Source organism: Patiriisocius marinus (assembly GCF_008974325.1).
GTDB lineage: Bacteria > Bacteroidota > Bacteroidia > Flavobacteriales > Flavobacteriaceae > Patiriisocius > Patiriisocius marinus.
The window spans coordinates 147,356-164,061 of record NZ_BKCG01000007.1; the positions used below are offsets into that span (position 1 = coordinate 147,356).

The window sequence follows — 16,706 nt, forward strand, 5'->3', positions numbered from 1 at the left end:
ATTTTTTATAGCATTGCTTATTTATAAAAAGAGCCCCAATTTTATTGGGGCTCTTTTGTTATACGAGTATTTTAATTATCAAGTTTAGAAAATAAATATGGTTTGTTTGAAGACGATTTTTTTGCTAAAACTGTCTTACGATATTCTTTATTTAATTTTTCAATAAACGTATTAGTGGTATGTTCTTTTTTTAGGCTTACTCCATATAGCTTAAAAGCTTCATCAGGCCAGTTTTCTGTATGTATATCCATTGCTTTTTTAAACTCTGATAGTTTTACCTTGCTTCCGTTAAGATAAATATCCTCCCCATTTACGTATACTACATAACTGTATTTATATTTTTTTGTAACATCTCCAAGACTAGAAGGTGGTGGCGGTGGCGGTGGCGGTGGCGGTAGCTGTAAATTATTTGTACTTACTTTTGATACCTTAGGAGCAGGTGGTGGTGGTGGAATAGTTGATTTTTCGCCTTTTTTAACAATTGGTGATGGAGGTGGAGGCGGTATTATATTCATTCCTCCATTAACTTTAGAGAACTTCGTTTTTTTGAATTCAATATTTATTTTTTCTAGATATTCCTTAGGAGTACTTGCAATTAACACTGAAGGTTGTGCTTTTTTAAAATCTATTGTTGACCAGTTTTTAGTGTAATTATCTACCGTTTTAACTAATTGATTAAAGGGAACAACTTTACCATTAAATATTATTTCGCTTATCTCGATTTGGAGAACAAAAGCTTTTAAATTATTTTTTTCTCCACCAGTAATATACTCATTGGCGTAAGTATTATGTGTAATAATTTCTGACTCTGGAGCCATAGGTAGATTTCCTTTAGAACGAATAATCTCTTCCTTAGGAGTTATAATTCTATGGTAGCCGTATGTTGTTGCAATCTTTCGTATAAATAATAAATCTTCATACGATATTTCGTTTATAGCAGTCACATGAATATTTATTATTCTGTCTCTCTGTTTTTTTGTTATATCTGTGTTTAAAGATCCTAACGACTCGTAAAGGCTTTTCTTTGGTATTTTCACCCCTTCGACTTCCATAAAATTTGTGTCTAAAATTTTTATTGAAATGCTACGAGCTGTAAGATGCCTCTGTTCTTTTGAGTTATCTTCAGAAGGTGTAGTGGTTGTAACAGTATTGTTATTGTTTTTTTCAACTTTTACAAGTTCTTGAGTAGTACTGAATCCATAAATTAATATGGATAGAAGCGGCACTAACAATAATCCTTTAATTAAACCATTTCTTTTTGATGTTTTTGTTTTCATAACAGTAAATCTTTTTTTTATGGATGAATAATTTATAGCATTTGCCATGGAAGGGTGTCTCCATGAATTTATATAATTGAGTAATATTTTTTGATACTTTTTTGTGTCTTCTTGTCTCTCTAATACAGCACTATCTGCTAAAAATTCGTGATTGAGTTTAATGGTTCTTTTGAATAAATAGATAAGTGGATTGAACCAAAAAATAACTTGTATACATTCAATGAATAATATGTCTAAGCTGTGTTTTTGAGTTGCGTGTGTTTCTTCATGCCACATAACTTCTTTAGGTATTTTTCCTGCTTCATAACTTGCTTTATGAAAAAAAATATTATTTAAAAAAGTATGTGGTGCAACATATTCATTCAATAATATATAGATGAAACTATCTTGCTTCATTTTAGTATTCTTCTTGATATTATATAATATTTCATATAGATTTTTTATAAAACGATAACTAAAAAATAGCACACCAAAACCGTATATTATTAATAAAACAGTAGTGTGATTAAACGAGCTCTCAGCCATTGTATTAGTTGAGATTACTTGTTCCGTATTTGAAAAAACTGGACTAAATGAGGTTAATTCACTTTCTATATATGTTGTAAATGTGATCAACGGAATTATAAATGAAGTTGCTAAACTTCCTAATAGATAGCCTCGTTTAAATTTATGAAAAGATGTGTTTTCAAGAAACACTTTGTAAAAGACAAAGAAAATAGCGAGGCAGGCAGCCGATTTTAAAAGATAGATTTCCATTATTTCTTCTTTTTAATTTGATCATTTATTATCCCTTGCAATTCCTCTAGTTGAGCTTTAGTTAAGTTTGTCTCTTCTGTAAAAAACGAAGCAAACTGTGCCGGACTATTATTAAAGAAATTTTTGATTAAACCATTTACATGTTTACTGAAATAGTCCTTTTTCTTTACTAAAGGGAAATATTCTCTAGAGCGACCAACTTGTACATAGTCAACAAAATTTTTGTCTTGCATTCGTTTAAGTAACGTTGCAATAGTTGTTGTTGCAGGTTTAGGATCATCATACGCTTTAATTAAATCTTTCATTATGGCGCGTTTCTGCTTCCATAAAATTTGCATTAGTTGCTCTTCAGAATTTGATAATGACATAGTTATTTTATTATTTGCTCTACAAACATAGAATAAACTTTTCTATTCTACAAGTGTAGAGTAAAAAAAATGTAAATTTGATTTTCCCAAATAACTGATAATTAAAGAAAGTGAATACCTTTACAAAATGAGAATAACTGCTATTATGTGATTGTTAGTTGGTACTAAACCCATCTTTAATTATTTATATAGCAACAAAAAACAACTGCCATGAATAGTACTATTGAAAGAGAAATAAGAAAAAGAGCTGAAGATAAATGTGAATTATGTGGACAAACCGATCCTGATAAAGTTTCTGTATATGAAGTTCCAGACACTCCAGAGCGAATTGAAGGCGCAGACATAGGAATATTAGCTTGTGATAAATGTCAAGCAGAATTTGATAGTGAAGAGAAAGATCAAAACCACTGGCGTTGTTTAAATGATAGTATGTGGAGTACGGCTCCTCCTGTTCAAGTTATGGCTTGGAGAATGCTACACCGTTTAAAATCATACGGTTGGTCGCAAGATATGTTAGATATGATGTATATGGATGAGCAACAACTAGAATGGGCAGCAGCAGCAGGAGATGCTTTAGATAAAAGTGATGCACTAGTGCATAGAGATGCCAATGGTGTTGTTTTACAAGCTGGTGATAGCGTTGTCTTAATAAAAGATTTAAAAGTAAAAGGAAGCAGTATGGTTGCAAAACAAGGGACTGCTGTTAGACGTATTTCATTAGATCACGAAAATGAAACTTATATTGAAGGTAAAGTGGGTGACCAACAAATTGTAATTATTACAGAATATGTAAAAAAACTCTAATACTTATAATCTAAACTTTCTATAAATTTAATGAATCTAGTCTCATTTTTATATGGCTCAAAGGCTGGTTCTACAGGTAATTCTATTAAACCTAAGTCATTATATTCTTTAGCTTTATCTAGCCAAAAGTACATCTCTTTTGGTTTATTGATTAAAGCGTATGTAGATGCAATTTGGAAACTCCAGGCTTTTTGATGTTGATCAATGAGCGTTTTAATAGCTAAGTCTGACTTTTCTTTATCCCTAATAAAATGATAAATCACCCCCTTGAGGTGAAGTTTAAAACCTTCGAGGGGTTCTTTTTCAATGACTATTAGTGCTTCATCATATTTCTGTTGATTTAATAGTGTTAAAGCATATAAATAGTAGCTCATTTCTTGTTTTGGTTCTAATCGAATGCTTTCTAAAATGGCAGCCTCAGCTTCTTTGTATCTCTTTGCAAAATTTAACGTATTAGCTAATCCATAAAAATTACTTTCATTTACAGGATCTAACTCAATAATTAATTTTTTAAAATCAATTGCCTTTTCAACATTCCCTTTTAAAAGTGCAATCTCTGAAGCTCTTTCTAATCCTGTTATATTATTAGGCTCTAATGTTAAAGCTTGACTCACAAATGCGCTCGCTAAATTAATATTTCGATCATATTCTAATGCTAATAATGCTTTAAATGCATAGGCTTCCGCATAAGTGCTGTCTTGTTCAATAGCTTGCCTAGCCATGTTTTTAGTTAATCTTTTTGCATCTGAAAAATTTATTATTCCATAGTTGTTTTTTTCGTGATAAATTTCACCTAATAGTATTAAAGCTGGAGCGTATGTGGAATCAATGGCAATAGATTTGTTGATTAACATTTCGGCATCAATTAATGATTCTCTGTCATACGTGTTGTAATGTTTGTATCTAGCTTGTAAGAATAGGGCATAGGCCTCCGTTTTTGCTTCTTTAACCTTAGGGACTATATTATCTAAAATTCTCAACTGAAGATTTTCTGAAACCGCTACTGCAATTTCATTCTGTATTTTGAAAATATTTTTTAATTCTTTTTCCCAAGATTGAGACCAAATATTTGTGTCTCCTTTAGTTTCCACTAACTTCACATTAACTCGTATAATACTGTCGTAAGTTCGCACACTACCTTCTAAAATATATCCAACTTGTAGTGCTTTTGCTATATCTGAAAGTGCCATAGCTTTGTTTTTAAATGAGAAAGCAGATGTTCGAGATGTAACTTGTAACTCACCAATTTTAGTTAATGAGTTTAGTAACTCTTCGGCTAACCCATCTGCAAAATAGCCTTGCTCTTTATTTGGAGACATATCATTAAAGGGAAGTACTGCTATGGTTTTATCTGAAATTTTCTCAACATTAGCCACTTTGTTAGTCTGTTGAGATCTTAGTCTAAACCTGTCTACAAAGAGTAACACAATGGCTAAAGTTAAAAATGCAATTATAAATGTATTTAGTTTCTGTCCAGTTTTTTGACTGATAGATTTTTCCTTGGGTACATTTTTAGATTTTTTAATTCCTTCGGTTGTAATTTCAAAAAACCAAGAGATACAAACCCAAACCGGCAAAAGCACTATTAAAATTATAAGTATCATTTTGCCAAACCAAACGGGTGCCTCTATAATAGGGGAAAGTATAGAGATAACTTGTAATAAAACCCAAGAAAAAACCAAATAGGAGATGGTGCCTTTAAAGACATTTCTTCTTTTTAGTTCGTTAAAAAATTCATTGAAATTCATTAGTCATTATTTGTTGTTTTAGGAAACCCCATTTTGTCTATAAATTTGTTCCATCTTTTGTCATTGTGTAAATTTCTAAATCGTGGTTCGGCTAGTATTTCATTTAAACCCACATCGTGAACATCATATGCTTTTTCTAACCATTTAAAGGCGTTTTCTTTGTCATTTCTAAAGGAATAGCTTTCGGCAATTTGGTAAGCCATTTCGTTTGTGTACTTATAAATTAATTGTTGCATATACATTTCAGAAGTATCTAATTCATTTAGTTTAAAATGGATGTCAGATAGCATTTGTAAACTCCATCCATCATCTAATTCGGCTTTAATAGCTTTTCTTGCTTCATCAATGTTGTTTTGTTGTAATAAAATACGGGTGTAATAGTAATGTATGGCATACCTGTTGGGATTCATTTCTATACATTTTCTTGCGGCATTCGCTGCGTCTTCAAGCCTATCAGCATAGTAATATATATTAGATAAATAGTAGTATGTATCTGGGTTTATTGGGTCTAAACTAGCGGAGTATTCTTGCAATCTAATGGAGCTTTCTATATTACCTAGAGCAATAGCAAGCGTTGCACTTAAGTTAATTATTACGGGGTTTTTACTATCTAATTTTAAAGCAATAGCGTTTAACTGTTTTGCTTTTTCAAAATCCCAATCATAACTTAAACTATAGTCGGCTAAATAGGCGTAAGCAAGCGCATTAGTTGGGTCTATTTTTAATACATTATTTGCAGCTTGTTTAGCTTTTGTATATCCTTCTTCAAAACTTAGCTCAGTACTATTTGCTTTGGTTTCATAAAGTCTTGAAAGTAAAAGCCAAGCAGGAATATAGCTTTCGTCAATTGCAAGCGCTTGTTCAGAATAGCTAATAGCTTCATTTAATTTAGATACACTACTGCTAAAGTGTGATGCGTGCACGCCTTGTAAATAAAGTTTATATGCTTCAGGATTTGTCTTTGTAGATTTCGGTAATGGTTTAGCTTCTAATAGGCTAATTTCAAGAGCTTTTACAACTTCTTCAGCAACTTCATCTTGTATAACAAAAACGTTGTCTATTGTACGGTCAAAAGTTTTAGACCACAAATGTTTATCGGTTTCCGCTTCAATGAGTTGTGCTGTAATTCGAAGTTGACTTTCAGATTTTCTAACACTACCTTCAAGCAAGTATTTTACATTTAATTTTGAAGCAATTTCTGGAATTTGAAGGTCTGAATTTTTAAAAGAAAAAGTTGACGTTCGTGAAGTTACTTTTAGGTTTGGTACTTGCGATAAGAGATTGAGTAGCTCTTCGGTTAGTCCATCTACAAAGTATTCATTGTCTTTTTCCGAAGAAAAATCTTTAAAAGGGAGTACAGCAATGGTTTTAGATTCTAAAACGAATTCAGTCTTGTTGTTTTTAGTTTTTGAAACTTTTCCAGTTATAAAAAACCGATCCACAACTAAAACAATTAAAACCATTACGAGAACAGCAATAATAATTTTATTCAGTCTTTTGCTTGTTTTTTTACGAATAGACTCGTTTTCTTCAACTTTCTTAGTTTTTTTTAATCCATTGGGTGTTATTTCATAAATCCAAGAAAGTAGTAGCCAAATTGGAAAAAAAATTAATAGTAAGAAGAATAAGCTTTTAGTAATCCAAATGGGCATTTCAAGAATATCGCCTAATAAGGCCGCAATGCGTATAAGTAGCCAGGCCACAACGATGTAAGAAATAGCTAAAAAACTGTTTTTGCGTTTCAAAATTCAAAATATTACGTTAGATTTTTGCCTATTAAAGGTACAATTTTTTATACCATTAGCATTACGTAGAAACACCCGTAAGTTTTTACAAAACTAACGGGTGCTTTATTTAATATTTTGAATAACAGTTTTTTAGCTATTTTTCAGCTTCGTAAATTCATGATAGAATTGAGGAATAGTCTCAATTCCTTTCAAATAATTCCATATACCAAAATGTTCATTTGGCGAGTGAATTGCATCACTGTCAAGTCCAAATCCCATCAAGATAGTTTTACTTTTTAATTCTTTTTCGAAAAGAGCTACAATAGGAATACTTCCTCCGCTTCGTTGAGGAATAGGTGTTTTTCCAAACGTAGTTTCATAAGCATTACTTGCTGCTTTGTAGCCTAAACTATCAATAGGAGTAACGTAAGCTGTACCACCATGATGTGGATTTACTTTTACAGTAACACCTTTAGGAGCAATACTTTCAAAATAGTTTTTGAAAAGCTCTGTAATTTCTTTCCAATTTTGATCTGGGACTAAACGCATTGAAATTTTAGCATATGCTTTACTTGCTATAACCGTTTTAGCACCTTCACCTGTGTAACCTCCCCAAATACCGTTTACATCTAATGTAGGACGAATACTATTGCGTTCGTTAGTAGTGTATCCTGCTTCTCCGTAAACATCCTCAATGTCTAGCGCTTTGCAATATGCTTCTTTACTAAATGGAGCTTCAGCCATTTTTGCACGTTCCTCTTTCGATAACTCTTCAACTTTGTCGTAGAAGCCTGGTATTGTAATATGATTGTCATCATCGTGAAGCGACGCAATCATTTTAGTTAATACATTAATAGGATTTGCTACTGCACCTCCATAAAGGCCGCTGTGAAGGTCTCTATTGGGACCTGTAACTTCAACTTCAACATAACTCAATCCACGAAGACCAGTTGTAATACTTGGAATATCGTTAGCAATCATCCCTGTGTCACTAATTAATATTACATCATTAGCTAGTTTTTCTTGATTGCGTTCAACAAACCATCCTAAACTTTCACTGCCTACTTCTTCTTCTCCTTCAATCATAAACTTTACGTTGCAGGGAAGTTGATTTGTTGCTGTCATATATTCCATCGCTTTTACGTGCATATACATTTGTCCTTTATCATCACAACTTCCACGAGCAAATATGGCTCCTTCTGGATGTAATTCAGTTTTTTTAATGACAGGCTCAAACGGAGGGCTATCCCATAAATTAATAGGATCTGGTGGTTGAACATCATAATGACCGTAAACGAGAATTGTAGGTAATTTTGGGTCTAGCATTTTTTCACCATATACAATTGGATATCCTGGTGTGTCGCAAATTTCAACTTTATCACAACCTGCTTTCTCTAAACTCTCTTTTATGACATCTGCAGTTTTTATAACATCATTTGCATATGCTTTATCTGCTGAAATGCTCGGAATTTTTAATAAATCGATCAATTCGGTTAAAAATCGGTCTTTATGTTCTTCTATATAGGGTTTTGCGCTTTTCATATAAATTCCTCTAAGTCAGGAAGTTTTTGATGTTAATTAATATCTTAAATGCTAAAGGTACAAAAAGTAGATTTTTTTAAAGAAATCTTTGTTTATAAATAAAATATGTTCTTTATATTTGCCGTCCCTTAACAGGGCATAGTTTCATCTGTAACTTATACAGATATAGCCGCGGATGTGGTGGAACTGGTAGACATGCTAGACTTAGGATCTAGTGCCGCAAGGCGTGCAGGTTCGATTCCTGTCATCCGCACAAAGCTTCTCAGAAATGAGAAGCTTTTTTGTTTTAGATACTTTTTGGATTTTTGATTAAGTTCTTTTAATAGAAAAGCCCACTGTTTAGTGAGCTTTTGTAGAATTATCATATAACAAAAAAAATCCCGTGTTTTGAACACGGGATTTAATACTGATTACTTAGGAGCGTCTAGCGTTTCAAAATGCTTAACTGCTCGGAGTAAATCCTTTTCCAGATTAATATCTAGTTGATTAGCTTTTACCCACTTTTTCATTTCTTTTTCTTTTTCTCCAAAAACCTTTAACTTCTTGTTTCTAGATTTTGGAAATTGATAGAATTTACCTGTTTTTGTTACTAAGTAATAAACTGGCTCATCAGTAAAACTTGCAGGAATATCTCTAGTTAAAGTTGATGTGGCTTTTTTTGCTTCATCGAAGTCTTTAATATGCTTTTTGTAAAAGTCTACCTGAGTTCCTTCGTACATTACTTGGAAATATCCGCCTTCCTCAACACCACCTTGATAAGGAACAAAAACATAAATATCTAAGCCTATTTTAACAAATATGTCTTGAGACTTAGTTAAAACCTTAGCGTCTTCATCGTCAGTTGTTAATGACTCCTTTACTTCCATTTCGTCTGCAATGGCATTATAGCGTAAAGCAATGTTTTCAGCTAACAATTTCCCTTCCTTATAAATACTTCCTAATAAATAATTTGCATTATTATATGGAGTACCTGTATAAGATTTAGTGTCCTTAAAGTTTATTCCTTTGTTTTGGCGCTTTATATATTCGTCTAAAATAAATAAGTCACTAGTAAACTTTTTGGCGTTAAACTGTCCATAAGTTACTTGTAATGTAGATATAGCAATGATTAATAGTAGAAGTAATTTTTTCATAACTGTTAGTTTTATTTAAGAGCACAAATATTTTGCCAAAACCTGTTTTCTTAATTTAGCGTGCTGTAATATTTAAGCGCTTTTATTAAATCTTCATCTTTACGTAGATTTAATTTTTCGTTTTTCATATAAGTTGTAACTTCGTTTTCTTTAGAAGAAAATAATTTTTTACGCTTTCCTTTAGATCCAGGAACTTCTTTAATTTCTTCTCCTTTCACTTTAATAAAAAGTACTTCGCGTTCTTTAAAACTGTCTGGCACATCACGTGTGTATGAATTTACAGATTTTTTACCTTCTACAAACTCTTTACTTAGTTTTTTATATAAAGTTAATTTATCATTTTCTTCTAAAACGATTAAATATCCATCTTTAAATTTTTTTCCTGGAGAAGGAAGGTATACGTAATGGTCGTTTAAAATTTTGACGTCAATGTTTTCACTTTTCTTAACTACATTAACAACAGTTGCTTGAGAGCCTAATTGTTTCATGTATTCAATTTCTTCACTTTGAGCGTTATAGCGTAAACCTACATTGCTTGCAGTCATTTTTCCATCAACGAAAACAGTTCCTCTTTTAAACTCTTTATCATTATAGATAGATCCATTTGTGTTTTTATAACCTTTGAAAACAGGAACAGTTTTAGAAGATAAGTAAGAGGCTTCTTGGTCAACTTCGTTTTCAACGTTTTGTGCTTGCGCAGACATTGTTCCTGCGCAAACTAATGCCAACAGTGTGTGTTTAAATAATTTCATAGTGGGTTTTTCTTAGTAATTTTTTTTGAAATCCAAAGTTAACCGCATGGAGTCTATTAAATGTTAATTATTTGTTATTATTTGAGTATAGGTGAACATCTCGTTGAGGGAATGGAATCGATATTCCTGCCGCTTCAAGTCGCTTTTTACCTTCTTCTAAAGTGTACCAACGAGCATTCCAAAAGTCTGGATTAGTTGCCCAATATCTTAAAGAGAGGTTAACAGAACTATCGGCTAATTCAGCAACTACAATCATGGGCATTTTATCTTCTATTTTAAGAATAGTTTCTTGTTCCATAACTAAATCAAGTAATATTTTTTTTGCTTCAGAAACATTACTAGTATAGCTAATTCCAAAAGTGATGTTTTCTTTTCTTATTCCTTCTGAAGAATAATTAACAATAGTTTCATTTGATAATTTACCATTTGGAATAATAGCTTGTTGATTTCCAAAGGTGAGCACTCTCGTGTTAAATATTGAAATTTCCTTTACAGTACCTTCAATGTTTTGTGCCTTAATAAAATCGCCCACTTTAAATGGTTTTAATAATAAAATTAAAACTCCTCCAGCAAAATTAGAAAGAGAACCCTGAAGTGCAAGGCCAATTGCTAATCCTCCAGCACCAATTATTGCAACTAATGAAGCAGATTCAACTCCTAATTGAGTTATGACAAGTACGAATAAAACAATTTTTAATCCATAATTAATTAAGCTCGCTACAAACCTTTCTAAAGTTATGTCATAATCAGCATTGTCAAAAATTTTCTTTACTACTCTATTGATGACTTTGATAATCCAAAGACCAACAAATAATAGTAAAATAGCCGTCACTAAGCTAGGAATAAAGTCAATTAACTTTTGACCGTATTTTTCAATGTAGTATTCAGCTTGTTGAAATTTTTCTGTATCTATTTTTAGCATTTTTATTTTGTTAATTTTATAGGGTTAATTGCTTTTTCAATAACGCTTTCTGGTAATTTACAAGCGTTATTTACACATACGTAAATTAGAGTTTGATTATCAACATAACGTTGTGTTAATAATGGAGCGCTTGCTTCAATATTACTACCTGCAGTTAAAATATTTGGTAAATAATTAATGTTGATTTTTGCTAGTTTTTCCTTTGCATTAGCACCTACAACTACTACTTCGTAAAATGGTTTTTGATAATCAAGTAATAATGATAGCCAATTCGAAAATCCTGAAGGATATTGTTTCATTTCTGGCAATACATTTTTAAGCATTTGTTTTGATACTTCCGCATATAGTTGGTTGTCGAAATAATGCGATAGTAGTTGCAGGTTTTTAGCCATTATCGAATTAGATGCAGGAATTACGTTGTCTCGGTATTCAAAATTACGCGTTACTAAAGCAGGATCTTCGTCGCTTGTAAAGTAGAATAACTTCTTTTTTTCGTCAAAAAAGTGCTCAAATGTGTAAGCTGTCAAATTATTTGCAATATCTAGCCATTCCATATCTAGAGTCACTTCATACAGCGATATGTATGCGTCAATAACTGCAGCATAGTCTTCTAAATAACCATTTATCGTACTCTTTCCATTTTTGTGATTATGCAAAAGTGCACCACTAGTTTGCATCTGATTGTTCTTTATAAAATGAGCGTTTTTTACTGCTGCGTCTAAATAATCTTCAGTGCCAAATGCTTTGTAGGCATCCACATAGCCTTTCAGCATTAGTCCATTCCACGAAGTTAATATTTTGTCATCTAATCGTGGCATGGGCCTTTTGGATCGATATTCGCTTAATGCTTTTTTCCATAATGTTTTTTTGGAATTTAATATTTCAGCTGAAATATTATATGTGTCTATTATTTCCTCATCACTTTTAGAACGGATTAATACATAATGATCGGCTTCCCATTTTCCGAAAGTGTTTACATTATAATAATCTGAAAATAAATTGAAGTCATTACCTATTAATGTTTTTAATTCCTCTTTTGCAAATACATAAAATGCCCCTTCTTCAAGTTCGCCATTTTCGTTATCACTATCGGCATCGTATGAAGAATAAAATGCTCCATTATCTGTTGTAAATTCTGCTGCGATAAAGCGAAGTGTTTCTTCGACTACTTCTTTATAAAGTTCTTTTTTTGTTGCTTTATACGCGTCGCTATAAAGACTAACTAATTGGCCGTTGTCATACAGCATTTTTTCGAAATGAGGGACATGCCATTTTATATCTGTGCTGTATCTAGAGAAACCTCCGGCAACGTGATCATAAATACCTCCATAAGCCATCCGGTCTAGAGTTAGCGTAACTTGTTCAAGTAGTTTGTTGTCATTGTTTTGTATTGCTTGACGTAATAAAAATGATACATTATCTGGCATCATAAATTTTGGAGCACGTTTAGTACCTCCGTATAAGGGATCGAAACTTTCTTTCCATGAAGCTATTGTTTCATCAATAGAAATTTCTTTAAAGTCTACATCGTCTGTATTTAGAGGCAACAAGTCCATACTTTTTATGCCTTCTTCTAAATTATCAGCAACATCAAGTAGTTTTTGAGGTTCAGTTTCATATAATTGCTGAAGCCTCTCTAACGCATTTATCCATTCATCTTTTCTGAAATAAGTTCCTCCCCAGATTGGTCTTCCATCAGGTAATGCAACCACATTTAAAGGCCATCCTGCATTACCAGTTAAAAGCTGAACTGCATTAATATAAATTTGATCAACATCAGGTCGTTCTTCGCGATCTACTTTAATGTTGATAAAGTTTTTGTTCATTACCGCAGCAACAGTAGTGTCTTCAAAACTTTCGCGTTCCATCACATGGCACCAGTGACAAGCAGCATAGCCTACACTAATAACGATTAATTTTTTTTCTTCTTTTGCTTTTTCTAGCGATACATCATTCCACGCACGCCAATCGACTGGATTGTGTGCATGTTGCAATAGATACGGGCTAGTTTCTTGAGCTAGTAAATTTGTATGTTTGTTTGAAGACACAGTTTCTTTTTTTGAGGTAGAAGTACAGGACGCGAGAAGTAAAATAGAAATTACAATCCCCCAAAACGGGTTAAATACCATAGGGTGTTCGTTTAAATGAAAAATACGCTCTTAATAAAATTAAAAGCGTATTCTATTAAGAGGTAGTGAGGTGTTATTTTACCTCAAATGTGATTTTTACATTAACACGAAATTCCGTAACCTTTCCATCTTCAACAACACACGTTTGTTCATTTAAATAAACCGAACGAATATTTTTCACACTTTTAGAAGCATGCTTTACAGCATTTTCTGTTGCTTCTTCCCAGCTTTTGTTAGAATTTGCTAATACTTCGATTACTTTTAATACTGCCATAATGTTTAATTTTAAATTACTACTTGTTTTATAGCCACTAAAGTACAGTTTTACAATTAGCTTTTTCTGAAAATCAAGTTAAAAGTATAGTACTCACTTGTGTAGAAATTTAATTTTAAGGCAAAGCCGAAATATCAAAGGTTTTAAAATTTCTAAAAGTTTATGAAATTTATCCGTTAACAGCTTCTACATGCATAACACGACCTTGTAACATATCTCTAAGCATAGTTTCAATACCATTTTTAAGTGTTACGGTAGATGAAGGGCAACCACTACAAGCACCTTGAAGAATCACTTTTACAGTTTTGCTAGTTTTGTCAAACGAGTCAAAAGCGATATGTCCACCATCGCTGGCAACAGCAGGTTTTACATATTCATCTAGAATGTCAACAATTTCTTGCTCGATACCTTCAAATGAAGCGTTATTAATAGAAGTAGATTTTGTGCCAGAATTTTCTTCAAACGTCTCATTAGTTGTTTTTGCATTTGAATTTTGTAGAAAAGCATCAGAGAAAATAATATTTCCGTCTTCAATAAACTTTCTAATAAACTCTCTTAATTCGTTTGAAACCTCAAGCCATTCAGCAACATTGTATTTAGTAACTGAAACATAATTTGCGCTTATAAAAACTTCTTTTACAAATGGAAAGCCAAAAAGAGCTTTTGCTAAAGGAGCATCTGTAGCATCGTCAATATTTTTAAATTCAAAAATACCATCAGCAAGTGGTTTGTTGGCTACATATTTCATTACTGAAGGGTTAGGAGTACTTTCAGCATAAATTGTGACAGGTATTTTTTTTGAAGTCTCACTTTCTGTTATTACAGGGTCTCCTGTTTTTAAATAATCAGAAATCGATGAGGCAACTTCATCTTGCACAGATGCCCAATCAATTATGTTGTATTTTTCAATAGCAACAAAATTTTGAGAAACATACACTGTTTTTACGAAAGGAAGATGAAATAGTTGTTGCGCTAAAGGGCTAGGTTTTGCTTCTTCAATATTTCCAAATTCATAACTTCTTGCCTGAGTTAAAAACGAATTTGCAACAAATTTTACAATATTTTCGTTATTAGTTGGTTGTACTGTTATGTCAAATTGATTTGCCATGCTATTTTTTTTGCAAAAATAACAAAAGAAAATCATTGTTATCTATATATTTGGCAGCATAAAGTGCTATTTATGAAGAAAATTTCACTCCTTTTATTTGGGTTGTTAGGCTTCTTGTCAACAGCTTGTATAAATTTTTATAAAACTTCAGCCACTATTTTAGGGGTCTTTGGAGCATTAGTTAGTATTAATTACGCTAGGGCTTTTTGTTTATTAATCTGTAAGGAGTATGATTTTAATAAAAATAATAGGCTCAAAAGCTTTAGTATTAAGGCTTCAAATACACTTTTATTAAACGTATAATTATGAAAAAACTATTACTTCTTCTAACCATATTTTTTTCCTATGCTGTTTTTTCTCAGAGTATAGTTGTGAATGATCCTGCCGCTCCGGAAACAGCATATGATGCTGAGGAGTTGTTAAACGAAGTTTTAATTGGTGGCGGTGGTTGCGGTGAGGTTAACCTTACTTTTTTGCAAGAAAACCCTGATGGTGTAGCTAATATCAACGAACGTAGTTGGGGATACTTTGATGCTACTGGAACAGGTTTTCCTTTTGAATCTGGAATACTTTTGGCTACAGGTTTTGGTGTAAGTGCTCAAGGACCTAATGATACATCTTCTATTTCGGATACGGGAACAGGATGGAATGGTGATCCAGATCTTCAAGCAATATTAAATGCTCAAAGTGGTAATGTCTTTAATACTAATAACGCTACAGTATTTCAGTTTACATTTGAGCCTGATGTCGAAGAGTTGTCTTTTAATTTTATTTTTGCCTCAGACGAGTATGAAAATGACCAAGAATGTGCCTCTTCAGGTCAATTTAGAGATGGTTTTGCCTTTTTATTAAGAGGAATGGGTATTCCAAATGATTCTGGTACTGGATTTGGAGGTACAAATATAGCAGCCGTTCCTGGTTCTGCTGGAGTTCCTGTAAGTACATTATCTATTCATGCAGATACTTTTGTTTGTGGTCCAGAAGTAACTGGAACTAACTTTTTTCCTGATTTATATATTAGTAACAATGGGGCTAATAATCAAAATGAAATTCAATACGATGGTTATACACAAGGCTTAGTTGCTATGTATAATTTAATTCCAGGAGAGCTTTATGAATTGAAAATGGTTATTGCTGATAGAGGTGATAGTGGTTTTGATTCTGCAGTATTTTTTGAGGAAGGTAGTTTTAATTTAGGGGTTAACCTTGGTCCAGATGTTACTATCGCAGATAATAATACTGAATGTGAAGGAGAGATAATCACCATAGGATTAGATGGTATTGGTGGTACCCCAGGTACTTATCAGTGGTATGTGTTAAATGAAGGTACAGGAATGTTTGATATTATTCCAGGTGAAACTAACAATTCACTTGACGTAACTGTAACAGGAACCTATCAAATAGAAGTGACTAGTGGAGGTTCGGCTTGTGCTGGTACAGATGAAATATTTGTAGAATTTGCTCCCCAGCCAACTGCTAATGAACCAGATGATTTATTTCAGTGTGATGATGGAACTTTAATGGGTGTCTTTGATTTAACTGTAAATGATGCAGTAGTTATAGGTGCACAAGATCCAGCAGATTTCGTAGTAAAATATTATGAAAGTTTATTAGATAGTCAAGGTGATATTAATGAAATAGCAACACCTGCAGCTTTTCCAATAGCTACTACACCTACACAAACTATTTATGTTCGTATCGAAAATAATGGTGGTCAATGTTCAGCCCTTACAGAGTTTGATTTAAATTATGCTCAACCAATAGTAGGTACTTTAACTGATACTACATTATGTGATGATGACAGCGATGGCAGTGTGGATGTAAATCTTCCTGCTTTAAAGGATGCTGAAGTATTAAACGGACAAGACCCTTTGTTGTATACTGTATCATATCATAACACTTTGCCTGAAGCTACGATGGGCACAAATCCATTGGCTTCAAATTATTCTGTAACTGCACCAGGTGAAACAATTTTTGTTAGACTTGAAAGTAGTTTTGATAGTACTTGTTTTGATGTAGGTAATTTTTCAATAACAATTTTCACTGCTCCAGTCGCAACCACACCAACAAAATATAATCTTTGTGATGATTTACCAAACGATGGTTTTGCAACTTTTGATTTAACGACAAAAGATTTAGAAATCACAGGAGGGAATCCAGATGCAG

Annotated in this window: 13 protein-coding genes and 1 tRNA gene; 3 read left to right on the top strand and 11 right to left on the bottom strand. The window is 32.5% G+C overall.

Annotated features, from left to right (window positions below; genetic code table 11):
- Nucleotides 1–71 precede the first annotated feature (71 nt).
- Together GBH57_RS12710 and GBH57_RS12715 are read right to left on the bottom strand one after the other, a co-directional pair.
- Entirely contained in the window at nt 72–2,033 is a 1,962-nt protein-coding gene (locus GBH57_RS12710; RefSeq protein WP_151674874.1) for a M56 family metallopeptidase, read from the bottom strand.
- Complete coding sequence (locus tag GBH57_RS12715) at nt 2,033–2,401, bottom strand: BlaI/MecI/CopY family transcriptional regulator (protein WP_151674875.1); 369 nt, start codon at nt 2,399–2,401, stop codon at nt 2,033–2,035. The genes GBH57_RS12710 and GBH57_RS12715 overlap by 1 nt, the downstream gene beginning before the upstream one ends.
- A 210-nt stretch (nt 2,402–2,611) precedes the next feature.
- Between GBH57_RS12715 and GBH57_RS12720 the strand changes: the two genes are divergently transcribed.
- Nucleotides 2,612–3,205, top strand: a complete 594-nt coding sequence (locus GBH57_RS12720; protein ID WP_151674876.1) for a PhnA domain-containing protein — start codon at nt 2,612–2,614, stop codon at nt 3,203–3,205.
- Here the strand turns inward: GBH57_RS12720 and GBH57_RS12725 are convergent.
- The 3 genes from GBH57_RS12725 to GBH57_RS12735 form a co-directional block, all read right to left on the bottom strand.
- Complete coding sequence (locus GBH57_RS12725) at nt 3,202–4,953, bottom strand: tetratricopeptide repeat protein (RefSeq protein ID WP_151674877.1); 1,752 nt, start codon at nt 4,951–4,953, stop codon at nt 3,202–3,204. The genes GBH57_RS12720 and GBH57_RS12725 overlap by 4 nt on opposite strands.
- Complete coding sequence (locus GBH57_RS12730; RefSeq protein WP_151674878.1) at nt 4,953–6,656, bottom strand: tetratricopeptide repeat protein; 1,704 nt, start codon at nt 6,654–6,656, stop codon at nt 4,953–4,955. The genes GBH57_RS12725 and GBH57_RS12730 overlap by 1 nt, the downstream gene beginning before the upstream one ends.
- Before the next feature lie 174 nt (nt 6,657–6,830).
- Entirely contained in the window at nt 6,831–8,222 is a 1,392-nt protein-coding gene (locus GBH57_RS12735) for a dipeptidase (protein WP_151674879.1), read from the bottom strand.
- A gap of 171 nt (nt 8,223–8,393) precedes the next feature.
- On the opposite strand from GBH57_RS12735, the gene GBH57_RS12740 reads away from it, so the two are divergent.
- Nucleotides 8,394–8,475 (top strand) — tRNA-Leu (locus GBH57_RS12740).
- Nucleotides 8,476–8,632: 157 nt separating this feature from the next.
- Here the strand turns inward: GBH57_RS12740 and GBH57_RS12745 are convergent.
- From GBH57_RS12745 to GBH57_RS12770, 6 genes are all read right to left on the bottom strand, one after another.
- Nucleotides 8,633–9,355 (bottom strand): hypothetical protein, encoded by a 723-nt coding sequence (locus GBH57_RS12745; RefSeq protein ID WP_151674880.1) that lies wholly within the window; start codon nt 9,353–9,355, stop codon nt 8,633–8,635.
- A 50-nt stretch (nt 9,356–9,405) separates the two neighbouring features.
- Nucleotides 9,406–10,107, bottom strand: coding sequence for a hypothetical protein (locus tag GBH57_RS12750; RefSeq protein ID WP_151674881.1), 702 nt, complete (start codon nt 10,105–10,107; stop codon nt 9,406–9,408).
- A gap of 67 nt (nt 10,108–10,174) precedes the next feature.
- On the bottom strand, nt 10,175–11,029 hold the full coding sequence (locus GBH57_RS12755; RefSeq protein WP_151674882.1) for a mechanosensitive ion channel family protein: 855 nt from the start codon (nt 11,027–11,029) through the stop codon (nt 10,175–10,177).
- Between the two features lie 2 nt (nt 11,030–11,031).
- Nucleotides 11,032–13,077 (bottom strand): thioredoxin domain-containing protein, encoded by a 2,046-nt coding sequence (locus GBH57_RS12760; protein WP_308640248.1) that lies wholly within the window; start codon nt 13,075–13,077, stop codon nt 11,032–11,034.
- A 154-nt stretch (nt 13,078–13,231) separates the two neighbouring features.
- Complete coding sequence (locus GBH57_RS12765; RefSeq protein ID WP_151674884.1) at nt 13,232–13,432, bottom strand: dodecin family protein; 201 nt, start codon at nt 13,430–13,432, stop codon at nt 13,232–13,234.
- Between the two features lie 169 nt (nt 13,433–13,601).
- Nucleotides 13,602–14,540: a NifU family protein gene (locus GBH57_RS12770; RefSeq protein ID WP_151674885.1), complete on the bottom strand. Its 939-nt coding sequence runs from the start codon at nt 14,538–14,540 to the stop codon at nt 13,602–13,604.
- Nucleotides 14,541–14,845: 305 nt separating this feature from the next.
- Between GBH57_RS12770 and GBH57_RS12775 the strand changes: the two genes are divergently transcribed.
- A partial coding sequence (locus GBH57_RS12775) for an FIDD domain-containing protein (protein ID WP_208997625.1) occupies nt 14,846–16,706 on the top strand: 1,861 nt, incomplete at its 3' end.

Excerpts from the sequence above, each read along its gene's own strand:
- GBH57_RS12710 (WP_151674874.1), bottom strand. The coding sequence starts at position 2,033 with ATGGAAATCTATCTTTTAAAATCGGCTGCCTGCCTCGCTATTTTCTTT.
- GBH57_RS12715 (WP_151674875.1), bottom strand. The coding sequence starts at position 2,401 with ATGTCATTATCAAATTCTGAAGAGCAACTAATGCAAATTTTATGGAAG.
- GBH57_RS12720 (WP_151674876.1), top strand. The coding sequence starts at position 2,612 with ATGAATAGTACTATTGAAAGAGAAATAAGAAAAAGAGCTGAAGATAAA.
- GBH57_RS12725 (WP_151674877.1), bottom strand. The coding sequence starts at position 4,953 with ATGAATTTCAATGAATTTTTTAACGAACTAAAAAGAAGAAATGTCTTT.
- GBH57_RS12735 (WP_151674879.1), bottom strand. The coding sequence starts at position 8,222 with ATGAAAAGCGCAAAACCCTATATAGAAGAACATAAAGACCGATTTTTA.
- GBH57_RS12745 (WP_151674880.1), bottom strand. The coding sequence starts at position 9,355 with ATGAAAAAATTACTTCTACTATTAATCATTGCTATATCTACATTACAA.
- GBH57_RS12750 (WP_151674881.1), bottom strand. The coding sequence starts at position 10,107 with ATGAAATTATTTAAACACACACTGTTGGCATTAGTTTGCGCAGGAACA.
- GBH57_RS12755 (WP_151674882.1), bottom strand. The coding sequence starts at position 11,029 with ATGCTAAAAATAGATACAGAAAAATTTCAACAAGCTGAATACTACATT.
- GBH57_RS12765 (WP_151674884.1), bottom strand. The coding sequence starts at position 13,432 with ATGGCAGTATTAAAAGTAATCGAAGTATTAGCAAATTCTAACAAAAGC.
- GBH57_RS12770 (WP_151674885.1), bottom strand. The coding sequence starts at position 14,540 with ATGGCAAATCAATTTGACATAACAGTACAACCAACTAATAACGAAAAT.